We start from the raw sequence: 16,658 nt of genomic DNA on the forward strand, positions 1-16,658 counted from the left end.
ACGACGACTGTTTGCGTTAGTTATTGTTTACCGGAGCATCCAATGGATATGGGTTTTTATGGATCCGATTGTAGTTCAGTGCATACAGCGCGGTGATGATCATCAGTGTGACGAATGACCACATCACCTCTTTGGCACCGGAACCGACAACCGCCCAAATGCAGTAAACAAAAGCGATAAAGGTCACCAGTAAGTACATCGGACGCGCTTTACCAAAGTGACCATGGCCGAGCAGCAGCAGCGCGGCGCAGGTGTACAGATACGGCACCAGCGTGAAGATAACGGAGACCGAAGAGACCAGACCAAACTCTTTCGCAGCGTTTGGCGACATGCTGCTGAACTGGAAGATGGTCATCAGAACGCCGACGATAATTAACCCGGCTACCGGCGTACCGGCTTTGTTAACGCGGGCAAAAATCGGTGGGAACAGGCCGTCATCGGCTGCCGCTTTGGCGGTTTGCCCGGCAAGCAGCGTCCAGCCGCCCAAGGAACCAAGGCACCCGGCCGCAGCACAGAAGGAGACAATCGCCCCAGCGGTGTCACCCAGCGCCATGCGTGCGGCATCACCGAACGGGGAGGCTGAAACACGCAGCGCCGCGTTAGGGATCATACCCATAATCGCCGTGGTGGAGAGCACATAGCAAACGGCGGCAATCAGCACGCCGCCCATGGTGGCGATAGGCACGTTACGTTTGGGATTTTTAACCACACCTGCCGCGACGGAGGCGCTTTCCACGCCGATAAATGACCACAAGGTTACGTTCAGTGTGCTTTGAATCGCACCGAAGGTGTTCATACCGCTGACGTTCCATGCCGCCATATAGGTTTCACCCCGGAACCAGAACCAGCCGAAGACGGCAATACCGACAATTGGCACCAGCGCCAGTACCGTTGCGACGGCCTGTACACGGGTGATCATTTTCGGTCCGACAATGTTCAGCAATACGAAGATCCACAGTACCACGACGCAGGTCAGCGTCAGGACCAGCGGATCTTTTAAGATGGGGAAGAAGTAGCTCAGGTAACCGACGCCAATAACCACCATGGCGATGTTACCAATCCAGCAAGCCAGCCAGTACAGGACGTTGGTCTGGTAGCCCAAAAAAGGACCGAAACAGCGGCGGGCATAAGCGTAAGAACCACCGGGACTGGAGTCTAAGGACGACATTTTCGCGTACACCATCGACAGCGCCAAAGCACCGATAATAGTGACCAACCATCCGTAGATTGCAATCCCGCCAGTTGACGCAAGGTTTGCGGGTAGCAGGAATACACCGGAACCCATAATATTCCCCGACACCATAAGGGTGACGGGGATTAAGCCCACTTTGTGAGCATCAGCATCCGTCGACATATTTAGTAACTCCTGATAAGGATAAATGACGTCTTATCATACCTCTTCAGAAGACTATTTTATGATGGCGGACTGGGGGTATCGCTAATGCTGATATTATTATGGCTTATCGCTAACTGATTAAAAATCAGGCAGCGGATGGCTCCCTATGTTGACTGACATAATGCAGAGGCGTCATCCCATAGAACTCTTTGAATACGGAAATAAAGTACGAGGTACTGTTATATCCGCACAGTTGAGAGACCTGGGAAATGTTTTTGCCATCCATCAATAATTGATTGACGGCATAACGCATGCGACACGTGGTAATTATTTGGCTGTAACTTGTATTTTCACTTTTGAGCTTTTTCTTTAACAAACTGGGGCTCAGGCATAAGCAACTGGCAACCATGCTTAAATTCCAGTCTTTATGTATATCGCTCTCAATAATGTGATAAACGCTGTCGCTGATACGACTGCGTAGTATATGCATGAGCAGAGAAATAAACTTTTTGCTGCCGAGAAAGCGTGATAACACCGTGAATAGTAGCGAGCGCGTGCGCACACTTTCACCTTCGTCCATTGTGTCCATTACGCTATATTGGGCAGCCACCCGGAAGACATCCGGCGTCAGACAGACGGCGGTCATCACTGGGTTGGCACTGCGTTGCCAGAGTGGGATCTGTGAAAGGTCTTTATTTAAAAAACGTAGATAGTCTTTAATGATATCACGGCTGATATGTACGACCAGTGCGTTATTAAGTGATGAGAAATCGATAATATTATTATCGCATGCTACCAGCGCCATATGATTAGCTTTTAAGCTGATGGCTTCTTTACCGTTAATCCTTAACCAAACATCCTTCTCCGTTAATACAACAACACAAGCTGCTCTGCTGCAAACCCTCATACCCAAACTCCAGGAATATGAACATAAAACACCGTAGCTCACCATCAGATGAACCATATCGGCTAAATTGAAATTGTATGATGAATCCAGGACCGCATTAAAATAACGTGTCTGAAATTAATTACAATGTTTGGTGGGATTTTTCTTATGTACACTTTTTTTTACGCAAGTGGAAACGTGATATTTGCGTATAAAAAAAGCGCGGGGTGGTCCCGCGCAAAAAGGTATGACAATGTTATTGTTTTGCAGCAATACTCAGGAATTACTCAAGCATGACATGTCTACCTTAAAAATCGGACTATCTATAAAATGACATTATGCTTTCACGCACATGACGTGATATACACCGTCAATAATTTCCGTTCCTTCGGTTTCATGTTCAAATCCAGGGAAGTGGTGGTCCCAGGACTGCAACGAACGTAGATAACTAATCTGCGGGCTATTGGCGTCGCCAAAGTTTTCCCCGGACAGCAGCATTGGAATTCCCGGTGGGTAAGGAATCACGGAATTCGCAGCTATACGACCCGGCAGATTTTCAATGGCCACCATCTCAACGTTATCGCTGACTATCGCGTTATAGGCTTCACGCGGGGTGATTTCAGCAACAGGCAGGCCGGAGTAGGCCGCGTTGAGTCGGCTGCCAGGGTTGTTCTCTTTCAGCCAGGCAAACATGGTGTCGCCCAGATCGTGAATGCCCATGTTGGCGTAAGTGTCAGGATGTTCCTCAACCAGTTCTGGCATCACCTGCGCCAGCGGTGTATTGGCATCGTAATGGTGTTTGAATGAGCACAGGGTATTGATCAGCGTGCCCCATTTCCCACGGGTAATCCCCATTGAGAACAGGAACATAATCTGGAAATCGGTGGTACGGGTCGGCACGATACCGTGGCGGCCAAGCCAGGCGGTGACCAGCGCTGCCGGTACGCCGCTCTCTTCCAGTTCGCCATCATCGCCCATCCCCGGCGCCAGAATACTGACTTTGATTGGGTCCAGCATGCTCCAGTTATCCGGCAGGTCTTTAAACCCGTGCCAGGATTCACCCGGACGCATCACCCAGCAGTTCTGGTCAGTGGTCAGGAGTTGAGTTGGCGCATCGGCAAAGTCATAGGTTTTGCCGGTTTGCGGGTCAGTTACCACTTCTTTGTTCCACGGTTTGAAGAACCAGTCGCCTTCGGCGGAAAATTCTTTGTACAAACGCGCCATAGCCTGACGGAAATCGACCGCTTCGTCGATCACTTCCTGAGTGAGCGACAGACCGCTGTTGCCGTCCATCATGGAGACCGCCACGTCGTTTGATGCGCAGATGGCATACAGCGGAGAGGTGGTGGCGTGCATCATGTACGCCTGGTTAAAGCGGGAGAAGTTCACGGCCCCACGACCTTCACGGACGTGAATGTAAGACGCCTGAGAGAGCGCGTTCAGCAGTTTGTGGGTCGAGTGGGTCGCAAAAACGGTAGGACCGTTATGATCGCCCGGCGCGCCACGCATAGCGTAGTGATCGGCATAAATTGGGTTAAAGCGGGCATAACCGTACCAGGCCTCATCGAAGTGGATGCGATCGCTGGTTTGCGCGAGCAGGTCCTGGGCCTCTTTGGCGTTGTAGCAAACACCGTCATAAGTACAGTTGGTCACAACGCTGTAAGACGGTTTTTGCCCGGCCTTGCCCTTGGTCAGCGGGCTTTCGCTGATTTTTTTCTGCAATGTTTCAGGTTGCATTTCTTGCGGGTAGATAGGGCCGATAATGCCGTACCGGTTGCGACTTGGCACCATGTACACTGGTTTTGCGCCGGTGAGGATCAACCCCTGCTCGATAGATTTGTGGCAGTTACGATCCAGCACCACGACGTCGTTGTCGGTCATACAAGCCTGCATGATGGTGCGGTTAGAGCCGGAAGTCCCGACCACTACGGACCAGGAGCGGTCAGCGCCAAACACGCGGGCGGCATATTTTTCGCTCTCGCCAAATGCGCCGGTATGATCCAGCAGTGAGCCGAGCGATGCGCGTTCAATACCCATGTCGCTCCGGAATAAGTTTTCACCGTAGTAATCATGGTAAAAACGACCCGCCGGCGTTTTGGTAAATCCGACACCGCCCTGGTGACCAGGCGCCGCCCAGGAGTATTCATGGATGTCGCCGTACTTCATCAGCGCGCTGAACAGTGGCGGCAGAAGCTGCTGGCGGTAACGGGTCATCGCCGCAACGGCTCGTCCGGCGATAAAGTCTGCGGTATCTTCCATAATCCAGGCGAATTCATCGACAAGCTCCAGCAGGTCGCGATCCAGCGATGCGGTGGCTTTTTCGCGATCGCCCAGCAGGAAAACGGGAACGTTTTGCTGGCGCTCGTGGAGCTTGCCGATCAATTGCCTGACGTTCAGGTGCTCGTCTTGTTGTTCCATTTGATAGCTGAACATCAGGCAATCAATGGCTTCATTAGCGGCGAGGATTGCGTAACCATCGTCGAATGAGGTGGACTTAATGACGGTAACATTTTGGCGGCTTAATGCGTCAGCCAGACGTTCGACAGCGCTACCGACCCAGGTGTCCTGATGCAGAAACTCACTTTCAACAATTAATACTTTCATCATCTTTTACCCGGTTGTGGAAAGGATGCAATTTATGGATTGCAGACACACCGTATGAATGTGACGCAGGCAAGTATTATCCTGACAAAATGGGCTGTAAAGCGGGTGATAAATAGTCTGATTTGTGTTTAATTTGTTTTTAAACAAATGGTTATGTTTGCTTATTGGCGATTTTTCACCGCTGTTTATCGACAGGGGGAATATTTTTTTGGCTGATACTGATATCGGCGAACGATAGGGATCGTAGGCCGGGGTAACGCCGGTGGTTTCTGGCTGCTCAGCCAGCCATTGTTTGCCGGCGCTGCTGGCTCAGTTTGCGGTACTGCTGCGGCGACATGCCGACAAACTTGCTGAAGGTGTCATAAAAACGGCTGCTGGATCGGAATCCGGCGGTCAACGCGACGTCAAGAATGGTTTTATCGGTATCGCTAAGCAATGCGCGGACGTGATTGATCCGCATTGCGGTGATGTACTGCTTCATGGTGAGTTGCATCACGCGCTGGAAAATCCCCATCGCGTAGTTGGCGTTGAGCTTCACGTGTTCCGCGACGTCGTTGATAGTGAGCACCTGATCGTAGTTATCGGCAATAAAACTCAGCATCTGGCTTACGTAAAACTGGGCGTGCCGCGAAACGCTGTTTTTGTGCGTCCGCGAAGTTTTATTGACCAGGATTGGCTGCCAGCCGGAAAGGCTAAACCGCTTGAGCATCAGACCAATTTCATCAATGGCGAGCTGGCGAATTTGCTCGTTCGGGTTGCTCAGTTCCTGTTGCCAGCGCTGAACTTCAAAGGTGCTTAGCTGCTGCGACGCCAGCGATTTGATGACCATGCCATGGGTAACGTGGTTGATCAGTTCGCGATCCAGCGGCCAGGAAAGGAAAAGGTGCATCGGTAAATTGAAGATAGCCATGCTTTGGCAACTGCCCGGACGCGTGAGCTGATGCGGCGTACAGGCCCAGAAAAGCGTAATGTGCCCCTGTTTTATCTGCACCACTTCGTTGTTGATGAGGTACTCAACGTCACCATCAAACGGCACATTAATCTCCACCTGCCCATGCCAGTGACTGGCAGGCATAGCATGCGGTGAGCGCAGCTCAATATCCATCCGTTGATATTCTGAGTACAGCGACAATGGGCTGCGGGTTTGCTCTTCATCGCTGCTGCACATGTGCGGATCGGGGGGAAGAGGCGATGTCGGTAATGTACTCATGGTTGCTCCATTTCCTGAATTATCAGAATCATGTCATTTGCTGCGCATTAAGGCTGAGAATCAGGACACAAATTGGACCGATATCATTGAGCATAGCGAGATTTTGGGGCCGCATACTCTGCTTTTTGTGCAATTTTGTCCCATAAACTCAGATCCAGTATGGGGTAAAGAGGCGATCTGAGTTTATGGGAATGCTCGCCAGGGAAGTCGGAAGTTTTCATCAATGCGCTGTGCCACCATGACTGTGTTCACTAATGTTCTGGAGAGTCATGATGTCTGCACCCAAAATTACCTTTATCGGCGCCGGTTCCACGATTTTCGTCAAAAATATCCTCGGGGACGTCTTTCATCGCGATGCGCTGAAATCTGCGCATATCGCCTTGATGGACGTCAATCCTACTCGGCTGGAAGAGTCACACATTGTGGTGCGTAAGTTGATGGACTCAGCGGGCGCGTCCGGGCGTATCACCTGCTATACCGATCAAAAAGCGGCATTGCAGGATGCTGATTTTGTGGTGGTCGCTTTCCAGATTGGTGGCTATGAACCTTGTACCGTTACCGATTTTGCGGTGTGTAAACGTCATGGTCTGGAGCAGACGATTGCCGATACGCTGGGGCCAGGCGGCATTATGCGCGCGCTGCGCACTATCCCGCATTTATGGCAGATTTGTGAGGATATGACCGAAGTCTGCCCGCAGGCCACCATGCTTAACTACGTTAACCCGATGGCGATGAACACCTGGGCAATGTATGCGCGCTATCCGCATATTAAGCAGGTTGGATTGTGTCACTCGGTGCAAGGGACAGCGGAGGAGCTGGCCCGCGATTTGAACATCGACCCGGCCTCTTTGCGCTATCGCTGCGCCGGGATCAACCATATGGCGTTTTATCTGGAACTTGAGCGTAAAACGGCTGACGGTGCTTATGTGAATCTCTATCCGGAGCTGCTGGCGGCCTATGAATCTGGTCAGGCGCCGAAACCGAATCTTCACGGTAATACCCGTTGTCAGAACATTGTGCGCTATGAAATGTTCAAAAAGCTGGGCTATTTCGTCACTGAGTCGTCGGAGCATTTCGCGGAATATACGCCGTGGTTTATCAAACCAGGGCGTGAGGATCTGATTGAGCGCTATAAGGTTCCACTGGATGAGTATCCAAAACGCTGTGTGGAACAGCTGGCGAACTGGAACAAAGAGCTGGAAGAGTACAAAACGGCGGCGCGGATCGAGATTAAACCGTCACGTGAATATGCCAGCACTATCATGAACGCTATCTGGACCGGTGAACCGAGCGTGGTGTATGGCAACGTTCGCAATGACCATCTGATTGATAACCTGCCGCAAGGCTGTTGCGTGGAGGTGGCTTGCCTGGTCGATGCGAATGGTATCCAGCCCACGAAGGTGGGTACTCTCCCGTCACATTTGGCGGCCATGATGCAAACCAATATCAATGTTCAGACCCTGCTAACGGAAGCCATTCTGACGGAAAATCGCGATCGCGTTTATCACGCGGCGATGATGGATCCGCATACCGCCGCGGTATTGGGGATTGAGGAGATTTATGCGTTGGTGGACGACCTGATCGCGTCTCATGGCGACTGGCTGCCGGCCTGGTTACACCGTTAACACACCATTACGCCGGGCAGAGCATCCGGCGTTTAACCTCTGACGTTTCCTCTAACAGAAGGCGGGCGCTGGTAACGGCGACCCGATACCCTATGAGCATCTCTCTGAAAACAAAACTCAGTTACGGATTTGGAGCGTTTGGTAAGGATTTCGCCATCGGTATTGTGTACATGTACCTGATGTATTACTACACCGACGTGGTGGGATTATCGGTGGGGCTGGTCGGAACGTTGTTCCTGGCGGCAAGGGTCTGGGATGCGGTAAACGATCCCATCATGGGCTGGATTGTGAACGCCACCCGGTCGCGGTGGGGAAAATTTAAACCCTGGATCTTACTCGGTACGCTGGCGAACTCATTGGTACTGTTTTTGCTTTTTAGCGCACATCTGTTTGAGGGCACTGCGCAAGTCGTATTTGTCTGCGTGACGTATATATTATGGGGAATGACCTACACCATTATGGATATTCCATTCTGGTCGCTGGTGCCAACTATTACGCTGGATAAACGCGAGCGTGAACAACTGGTGCCGTTCCCTCGTTTCTTCGCAAGCCTGGCTGGGTTTGTCACCGCGGGGGTAACGCTGCCCTTTGTGAGCTATGTTGGCGGGGCCGATCGCGGCTTTGGTTTCCAGATGTTTACGCTGGTGCTGATTGCATTCTTTATCGTTTCTACCGTTGTTACGCTGCGTAATGTGCATGAGGTTTATTCGTCAGATAGTGAGGCAACGGCGGACAGCAGTCGTCTTGGGCTGAAAGCGATCGTTGGGCTCATCTATAAAAACGACCAGTTATCATGCCTGCTAGGCATGGCGCTGGCTTACAATATTGCCGCCAATATCATTGCTGGCTTTGCCATTTACTATTTTACTTATGTGATTGGCGATGCAAGCCTCTTCCCGTACTACATGTCTTACGCAGGAGCGGCAAACCTGCTGACGCTGATTTTCTTTCCTCGATTGGTAAAAGCGTTGTCACGACGAATCTTGTGGGCTGGGGCATCAGTGCTGCCGGTGCTCAGCTGTATCGTGCTGCTGGTGATGGCGTTAGCCGGTTTTCATAACATCTTACTCATTGTTATTGCTGGTATTTTACTGAATATTGGTTCAGCGCTTTTCTGGGTGTTGCAGGTCATTATGGTGGCGGATACCGTTGATTACGGCGAATACAAACTGAATGTACGTTGTGAAAGTATCGCTTATTCAGTGCAGACGATGGTGGTAAAAGGAGGGTCTGCATTTGCCGCTTTCTTTATCGCAGTGATACTTGGGGTGATTAATTACGCGCCGAATGTCGCGCAGTCTGCAGAAACCATTGTTGGTATGCAATTCATTATGATCGCGCTACCTGCACTCTTTTTTGTGGTGACCTTAGTCCTTTACTTCCGCTTTTACCGACTGAACGGCGACACGCTGCGCAGGGTCCAGATTCATTTGTTGGATAAGTACCGTAAGATGCCGCAGCAGCATGAACAACCGGATATCCCGGCTATTGCGATAGTCACCCCAGGTGATGTGAAGGCGTAGCTATGGAATGGCATTCGTGGATTGGGTATTTGGCGGCTAGCCTGACGACGCTCTCATTCTTACCGCAAGCGATTAAGGTCATTACCACCCGCAACACGCAGGGTATCTCCGGTTTAATGTATGTAATGTTTGTGTGTGGGCTGGTGTTGTGGCTGATTTATGGATTATTGATTGAAGATACTGCTGTCAGCATGGCGAACTTTCTGACACTCCTGTTCGCCTTGCCGATTCTGGTTATCAAGTCTCGCAATGGGTAGGGCAGATTGCCGGATAAGCGTCAGCGCTATCCGGCAGTTTTTAACTGTCTGTTATGCCAGCCCGCCAACACGAGCACCGTGGTTAGCGCACCGAGCAGGGCGCAGAACATATCCGACTGGGTATCCCACGGGTCGCCCTGCGTCCCGAGAAAATCATCCGCTCCCTGACCCATCGCCAGCGCCGCCCACCATTCGATCAGCTCATACATCGCGCTAATCGCCAGCGCCACGCAGCAGACCAAAAATGCCAGCATTTTGCGGCCACGAACTATATTACCGCGCACTAAAATCTCTCTTGCCGTCAGGGCGGGCACCAGACCCTGGAAGAAGTGACCCAGCTTGTCATAGGGGTTACGACTGAGATCCAGCCACTCCTGAACCTGAAAACCGACAGGGACTTTAGCGTAGGTATACATACCGCCGACCATCAGAATGATGGCGTGCAAGAAAATGAGCGTGTAGAGCAATGGCGTCAGCGGGTAGCGCTTCACGGTCGCCAGCAACAGTGGGACGACAATAATGACCGGAGTAACTTCCATCAGCCAGGTGATTTTCTCCGTGGCAGAGACACCGGTGTAGATAAGTATTAGCGCCAGGAGCAGCGCGCCAGAGTGCAAGATTGTGGAGTTCAGTGTGCGGAGCATGGCGAATTCACAAGTAATGGAAAAGGTTACTATTCCCTGTGAGCGGCAAAAATTCAACGCCAGTAAATGGGGGGATAAAGTTGGCCCGGGGGGATCACTGGACTGACGCCAAAAATCTGTTGTCAGTCCAGTGCCGGGCCGAATGGGTTACTTCGCGCAGTTAGCGCATTGTTTGCTGACGATTTGCTGGAAGAAATCGTTGCCTTTGTCATCGACCAGAATGAAAGCCGGGAAATCTTCGACTTCGATTTTCCAGATAGCTTCCATACCCAGCTCCGGGTATTCCACGCATTCCAGATGTTTAATACTCTGCTGCGCAAGTACCGCAGCCGGGCCACCAATGCTACCTAAATAGAAGCCGCCGTGTTTATGGCAGGCATCTGTCACCTGCTGGCTACGGTTACCTTTTGCCAGCATGATCATGCTGCCGCCGTGAGACTGTAGCAGGTCAACATAGGAGTCCATACGACCCGCAGTGGTTGGTCCTAAAGAGCCGGACGGATAACCCGCAGGTGTTTTGGCCGGGCCCGCGTAGTAGATAGGGTGATCTTTCACGTACTGCGGCAGACCTTCGCCGGACTCAATACGTTCTTTTAGCTTCGCGTGGGCAATATCGCGGCCGACAATGATGGTGCCGCTCAGCGACAGACGGGTAGAAACCGGATACTGAGAAAGCTGAGCGAGGATCTCTTTCATTGGGCGGTTAAGGTCAACTTTAACCACTTCACCTTCGCCTGCCTGGCGCAGCGACTCCGGAATGTACTGGGCTGGGTTATGTTCCAGTTTTTCGATCCAGATCCCTTCGCGGTTAATCTTGGCCTTGATGTTACGGTCTGCGGAGCAAGACACACCCATACCAACCGGGCAGGATGCGCCGTGGCGAGGCAGGCGGATCACGCGGATATCGTGCGCGAAGTATTTTCCGCCAAACTGGGCGCCGAGGCCGAGTTTCTGCGCTTCTTCCAGTAGTTCCTGTTCCAGTTGCAGATCGCGGAACGCCTGGCCGTGCGCATTACCTTCAGTCGGCAGTGCGTCATAGTAGTGTGTGCTGGCCAGCTTCACCGTTTTCAGGGTGCTTTCCGCTGACGTGCCGCCAATGACGAATGCAATGTGGTACGGCGGGCATGCTGCGGTACCCAGCGTGCGCATTTTCTCTACCAGGAAGTTTTTCAGTTTGCCGGGCGTCAGCAGCGCTTTGGTTTCCTGATACAGATAGGTTTTGTTCGCTGAACCGCCGCCTTTGGCCACGCACAGGAATTTGTATTCGTCACCGTCCACGCTGTACAGGTCGATTTGTGCGGGCAGGTTGGTGCCGGTATTCACTTCTTTGTACATATCCAGCGCCGCGTTTTGCGAGTAGCGCAGGTTATCTTCAATATAGGTATTAAATACGCCCTTGGAGAGTGCCGCTTCGTCGCCGCCACCGGTCCAGACGCGCTGACCTTTTTTACCCATGATAATTGCCGTACCGGTGTCCTGGCAGGTTGGCAATACGCCTTTAGCAGCGATTTCGGAGTTTCTCAGGAACTGCAGCGCTACGTATTTATCGTTTTCGCTGGCTTCGGGATCATGGAGAATTGAGGCGACTTGCTGTTGGTGTTCAGGGCGGAGCATGAAGGAGGCATCGTGGAAGGCTTGTTGGGCCAGTAGCGTAAGTGCTTCAGGGGCTACTTTCAGGATTGTTTCGCCTTCAAACTCGCCGACGCTGACGTGATCGGAGGTCAGCAGGTAGTACTCAGTTTTGTCTTCCCCCAGTGGGAAAGCCGCCTGATAAGTGAATTCAACTTTTGACATTTGCTTCCAGCCTTTTCATTTTTCTCAGGAATTTTAAAATTCTCTGTGTCTTGACGGTGGCGTGCCGTTCCAAAGCGGACGGCACGCGCACTGTAATTACAGGAAACCGTACATTGCGGCGAAGATCCAACCAAAGACACAGGATACGCTCACGCCGATCAACCCAGGTAGAATGAAGCTGTGGTTGATAACGAAACGGCCAATGTGGGTGGTGCCGGAACGGTCAAACTGAATAGCCGCCAGATCGCTCGGGTAAGTCGGCAGAATGTAGTAACCGTAACATGCCGGAGCGGAAGCAACGATGTACGCTGGATCAACCCCAATTGCCAGTGCGACCGGAACAATCGCCGCCAGCGCCGCAGCCTGGGAGTTTACAAATTTGGAAACCAACAGCAGAACAATTGCATAGGCCCACGGATACTCTTTCACCATATTGCCCAGCACACCTTCGATTTCCGTCATGTGCGCGCCGAACATTGTTTCGGCCATCCAGGCAATACCGTACACCGCCACAATCGCGATCATACCGGAACGGAAGACTTCGTTTTTAGATATTGAAGCGGGATTGGTCTTCGTCAGGATAATAATCAGCGCACCGGTCAGCAGCATGAACATCTGGATAACCAGTACCATTGACAGCGGTTTGCCGCTGAAGGTAGGGCGCAGCTCAGAGAACGCGCCGAGCACGGCAACAACGGCGATAGCGGCAAGGAAGATCCACATGGCCAGCCAGTTGCTTTTCGGCAGCTTTTTGTCTAACAGTGTGGCGGTATCGCCATAAACGTAGTTGTGGTTTTCAGGAACGGAAATAAACTTCTGGAACTCTTCATCTTTATCCAGATCTTTACCGCGGAACCAACTGAAGATACCGATCGCCAGGATACCCAACAGGGTAGACGGGATAGTGATGCTGAGCAGGTCGAGGAATTCAAGATGCTTGCCTTCAAACGTTACGTTACCCAGCATTGCGACCAGTGATACAACGGCCACGGACACCGGGCTGGCGATAATCCCCATCTGCGCACCGATAGAACTCGCTGCCATCGGACGTTCCGGGCGAATATTGTTCTTAATGGCAACGTCATAAATGATTGGCAGGATGGTGTATACCACGTGGCCTGTACCGCAGAGAATCGTCAGGGTGCAGGTAACGAACGGGGCGACGATGGAAACGTATTTTGGGTTACGGCGCAGCAGCTTTTCAGCGATTTGCAGCATAACGTCAAGGCCGCCGGAGGCTTGCAAGGTTGCCGATGCGGCCACCACGGCAATAATAACCAGCATTACATCTACAGGTGGTTTACCCGGCTGGAGATGGAAAACGAAAACCAGAATGACCAGGCCGATACCGCCTAATAAACCCAGCGCGATACCGCCCTTTCTGGCACCATAAAACAAACATATTAATATTATAAGAAGTTGTATACTAAATAACATTTTATTTACCCTCGCGAAAAAACCAGTCAATTTTTTGAAAAATGGATCTGTGCCACATTCTTTTTTGCCGGAATAGGCATCAAAAAATGGTCAGTATTCGATATGTCCGTATTTGCGATTAATGTTCAAATGTCTTGCTAGAATGTTTTTTTAACGTTATGGCGATATTTAGCTTTTTTCTGTGGCTTTGATCAGAGGAGAGAATCCTCAGGCGATGGGAAGCAGAGCTGGACATGGAGAGCTGTGGTTGACGCTGTAATTTATCTGTTTTGCGTTTTCCGCTATTACGTGAACCACCGACAGAATGGGTGAGTAGGTTATTTGTGTGATCACGCTCACGCCATTTCATAATGTGATGAGGTTGGCGTGCGGATACTTTTATTTGCTCACAAAAATGTACGGTGTCCATGGTACGTAGCATGGTCTCCATTGCTACCAGTCTAGATTTTGTATGTCTGGTTAATTTCAGACTAATCCTTTATGGGTAAAAATACACACTCTGCGAGCTAGATAATACTTAATTAACTTTTGTTAGCGATTTTGAAATTAAAAACAGTGTGACGTTAATCAATATTAAAATAATACATTTAACATGCTGGATACAAATATATTTGATCTAACGCAAATTTATAATTCTGCAGCATGATTCAGAAAAGAAGGGATTTTTCATTATTTTAATAATTGTTACTTTCAAATAACAAATAATCCCAAATTGTTTTTATTGGCAATATTGTTTTAGTAATGAGTAATGTTCAGCCTGAACGCGGTAACGATAAACCGGTCTACCGGTTACGCCATAATGGATGCTGGTAAATAGGATGTGACAATTGACGAGCCAGATAAGATATTTACGGCAAGAAACGCGCGAGATATTGACTTCGTTGGCCAGTTCATCGGTGGAGAATTCCTGATCCTGATGCTCATCAATCCACTGGCACAGCGTGCGTAACGTTTGTGGCGTTAATCCTTTAGGTAAGCGCCGCGCTTCCTGTTCATTGGAGGAGCTGCCGTGAATCAACTGGTCAAGCTCAGACTGTTCATAGTACTGATGCTTTTCCATCTCGGTTTTCTTCTGTAGCCAGCCGGTCAGCGCCTCTTCAAAACGGGACGCCTGGAACGGTTTGATCAGGTAGTCAACGACACCATAGTGGAGAGAGTCTTTGATGGTGGTCGCGTCAGCGGCGGAAGAGATGACAATAACATCACACTTGCAACCTTCGCTGTGCAATACAGGCAACAGATCCAGACCGTTTTCTTTTTGCATATAAATATCAAGCAAAATCAAATCGATATGATTACCGCTATGAAAGATTATCTCTTTTGCTTTCTCCAGCGTGGAGGCTGTGCCGCAGCAATGAAAACCGGAGAGTTGCGCGACATAACGGCGGTTTAATTCCGCTACCATTGCATCGTCATCGACAATTAAGACATTGATCATCTGCTGGCCCTCTCACCATTCCACGGTAACTGTACAAAAAATTGGGTGAAGATCCCAGGTTCTGACTCGACGGAAATATTGCCGCCAACGTTTTCAACCTGTTGTTTAACAAGCGCTAAACCAACGCCCCGTTCGGTTCCTTTTGACGAAACGCCCTTCTCAAAGATGTGCTCAATGTGTTCGGGGGCAATCCCCGGACCATCGTCATTCACTTCGCAATGCAACCAGCCGTGTCGATAATGTAAGGATACGCTGATCTCGCCACCAGGTTCTTGACCTAGCGCCTCCAGGGCGTTTTCAATCAAATTCCCCAGAACGGTAATCAGCACAGCCACCTGATCTTCGTTGCTGTTTTCCGGCAACTGGCTTTCATTGCTGATCACCAGGCTATGGCCTAAATCAGATGTGCGATTAATCTTACTGAGTAAAAATCCTGCGATCACCGGGGATTTTATTTTTCCTAACAGTGAGCCAATCTCTTCCTGATAACTGTTGGCGGTCTTCAGGATGTAATTTTCAAGCTGCTTATAACTTTTCAGATGCAATAATCCCAGAATCACGTGCAATTTATTCATGAATTCGTGGGATCGTTCACGAAGTGCGTCGGCATAGTTGACCATGCCGTCCAGTCGTTGCATTAGTTTTCGGACTTCAGTCTTATCTCTGAATGTTGAAATGGCCCCGATGATTTTACCGTTGCTGAGTACCGGAACCGTGTTAATTAAGAGTAGCCGATCCTTCACCATGATCTCTTCATCGCGACGCGGCGTTCCGTCATGCAGTACCTGTGAAAAATCGACCACTTTTGACCATGCGTGGCTGAGCGTGGAGAGCTGGGCATCGTCTTGCGATTTGTGGTAATCCAGCAACTCTTGTGCCGCCTGGTTTATCAGCGTCACTTCACCGCACTCGTCAACGGCAATGACGCCTTCCTTTATAGAGTGCAGCATCGCCTGGCGTTGTTCGAACAGATTGGAGATTTCATACGGCTCCAGACCAAACAGAATACGCTTGAGGACTTTGACAAATACCCATGTGCCGAGCAGCCCAACCAGCACGCCAAATAAGATGGACCAAAAGATGCTGCCACGGCTGTTATTGATCTGCTCAGTCACCCTGCTTAGCTCAAGGCCGATCGACACGACGCCTATCTGCCGGTGATGCTCGTCATAAATAGGGGTAAATACGCGCAGGGCTTGCGCCAGAAATCCGCGATTAATGGCGACATTCTCTTTCCCTTGCAGGGCCAGCAAAATGTCATCGCCTTTAAACGGCTGACCGATTCGCTGCGCTTCGGGATGGGAGTAACGAATGCTTTGCATATCGGTGACGACGATGAACAAAAAATCGTTGCTCTTATTCACCGCCTGGGCAATCGCCTGAATACCGCTTTCCTCGGGCTTTTTCATTAGCCCCTGGCGGATCTCCGGGGAGTTTGCCAGCGTTCGTGCGACCGCAAGCGCTTTACCTGCTAATGCATCGCGCGTCATGTTGCTGATTTGCGAGAAATAAATCAGATGAACGACAAGCAGTACGGAGAAGAGTACCGCACTGACCATGAGGATCACGGTAGTGCCGAGCTTCATTGGGCGTTTGCGTATAGCAGTACGTTGCAGAGAGTGTCTCATCACGGTCCTGGAATCACGGTTTGTATGGGTATTATCGCCTGATGGGATGCGTAATTCAAAGGTGGTAGGGATGATGGGGCATGGGCTGCCTGTGCTTTTCTTCTATATATAGCGTAGAGCGAGTCTCTTTTTATATAGAGATTTCCTTATCTGCTTTCACTTCTTTCAGGGAGGCTGACCACTATTTTGCTTACGATTGTGGATAACTCTGTGTGTAAATGGGTATAAGGCGGGGTTTTGCTGTGGAATGCAGCGGTCAGTCATTTTTCTGCAATT

Annotated in this window: 13 protein-coding genes; 3 read left to right on the plus strand and 10 right to left on the minus strand. The window is 50.5% G+C overall.

Annotation, left to right across the window (positions count from 1 at the left end; all coding sequences use genetic code 11):
- Window positions 1-16 precede the first annotated feature (16 nt).
- The 4 genes from adiC to melR form a co-directional block, all read right to left on the minus strand.
- Window positions 17-1,354 (minus strand): arginine/agmatine antiporter, encoded by a 1,338-nt coding sequence (adiC, locus tag OGW44_RS01230; RefSeq protein ID WP_016155410.1) that lies wholly within the window; start codon window positions 1,352-1,354, stop codon window positions 17-19.
- Between the two features lie 127 nt (window positions 1,355-1,481).
- Window positions 1,482-2,243: an AraC family transcriptional regulator gene (locus tag OGW44_RS01235; RefSeq protein ID WP_016155411.1), complete on the minus strand. Its 762-nt coding sequence runs from the start codon at window positions 2,241-2,243 to the stop codon at window positions 1,482-1,484.
- Between the two features lie 315 nt (window positions 2,244-2,558).
- On the minus strand, window positions 2,559-4,826 hold the full coding sequence (gene adiA, locus OGW44_RS01240) for an arginine decarboxylase (RefSeq protein ID WP_016155412.1): 2,268 nt from the start codon (window positions 4,824-4,826) through the stop codon (window positions 2,559-2,561).
- Window positions 4,827-5,103: 277 nt separating this feature from the next.
- Complete coding sequence (melR, locus tag OGW44_RS01245; RefSeq protein WP_016155413.1) at window positions 5,104-6,036, minus strand: transcriptional regulator MelR; 933 nt, start codon at window positions 6,034-6,036, stop codon at window positions 5,104-5,106.
- A gap of 269 nt (window positions 6,037-6,305) precedes the next feature.
- Between melR and melA the strand changes: the two genes are divergently transcribed.
- The 3 genes from melA to OGW44_RS01260 all read left to right on the plus strand — a co-directional run bounded on the left by melA (window position 6,306) and on the right by OGW44_RS01260 (window position 9,441).
- Complete coding sequence (gene melA, locus OGW44_RS01250) at window positions 6,306-7,661, plus strand: alpha-galactosidase (RefSeq protein WP_049259806.1); 1,356 nt, start codon at window positions 6,306-6,308, stop codon at window positions 7,659-7,661.
- 92 nt (window positions 7,662-7,753) lie between these two features.
- Window positions 7,754-9,184: a melibiose:sodium transporter MelB gene (gene melB / locus OGW44_RS01255; protein ID WP_104652206.1), complete on the plus strand. Its 1,431-nt coding sequence runs from the start codon at window positions 7,754-7,756 to the stop codon at window positions 9,182-9,184.
- Between the two features lie 2 nt (window positions 9,185-9,186).
- Window positions 9,187-9,441, plus strand: a complete 255-nt coding sequence (locus OGW44_RS01260; protein ID WP_016155416.1) for a SemiSWEET transporter — start codon at window positions 9,187-9,189, stop codon at window positions 9,439-9,441.
- Between the two features lie 26 nt (window positions 9,442-9,467).
- Here the strand turns inward: OGW44_RS01260 and OGW44_RS01265 are convergent, their stop codons facing one another.
- The 6 genes from OGW44_RS01265 to OGW44_RS01290 all read right to left on the minus strand — a co-directional run bounded on the left by OGW44_RS01265 (window position 9,468) and on the right by OGW44_RS01290 (window position 16,382).
- A complete protein-coding gene (locus OGW44_RS01265; RefSeq protein ID WP_016155491.1) occupies window positions 9,468-10,085 on the minus strand; it encodes a DUF2238 domain-containing protein in 618 nt (205 codons plus the stop codon).
- Window positions 10,086-10,232: 147 nt separating this feature from the next.
- Window positions 10,233-11,879, minus strand: a complete 1,647-nt coding sequence (gene fumA / locus OGW44_RS01270) for a class I fumarate hydratase FumA (protein WP_016155418.1) — start codon at window positions 11,877-11,879, stop codon at window positions 10,233-10,235.
- A gap of 96 nt (window positions 11,880-11,975) precedes the next feature.
- The gene (dcuB, locus tag OGW44_RS01275) at window positions 11,976-13,316 is read right to left on the minus strand and encodes an anaerobic C4-dicarboxylate transporter DcuB (RefSeq protein ID WP_003031873.1); all 1,341 of its coding nucleotides are present in this window, start codon (window positions 13,314-13,316) and stop codon (window positions 11,976-11,978) included.
- 118 nt (window positions 13,317-13,434) lie between these two features.
- On the minus strand, window positions 13,435-13,737 hold the full coding sequence (locus tag OGW44_RS01280; RefSeq protein WP_131341598.1) for a hypothetical protein: 303 nt from the start codon (window positions 13,735-13,737) through the stop codon (window positions 13,435-13,437).
- Window positions 13,738-14,034: 297 nt separating this feature from the next.
- Entirely contained in the window at window positions 14,035-14,754 is a 720-nt protein-coding gene (dcuR, locus tag OGW44_RS01285) for a two-component system response regulator DcuR (RefSeq protein ID WP_016155419.1), read from the minus strand.
- On the minus strand, window positions 14,751-16,382 hold the full coding sequence (locus OGW44_RS01290; RefSeq protein ID WP_016155492.1) for a sensor histidine kinase: 1,632 nt from the start codon (window positions 16,380-16,382) through the stop codon (window positions 14,751-14,753). Before OGW44_RS01290 ends, dcuR begins: the two co-directional genes overlap by 4 nt.
- Between the last annotated feature and the right edge of the window lie 276 nt (window positions 16,383-16,658).

Origin of the sequence: Citrobacter sp. Cb023 (assembly GCF_030336805.1) — a bacterium.
Lineage (GTDB): Bacteria > Pseudomonadota > Gammaproteobacteria > Enterobacterales > Enterobacteriaceae > Citrobacter > Citrobacter braakii.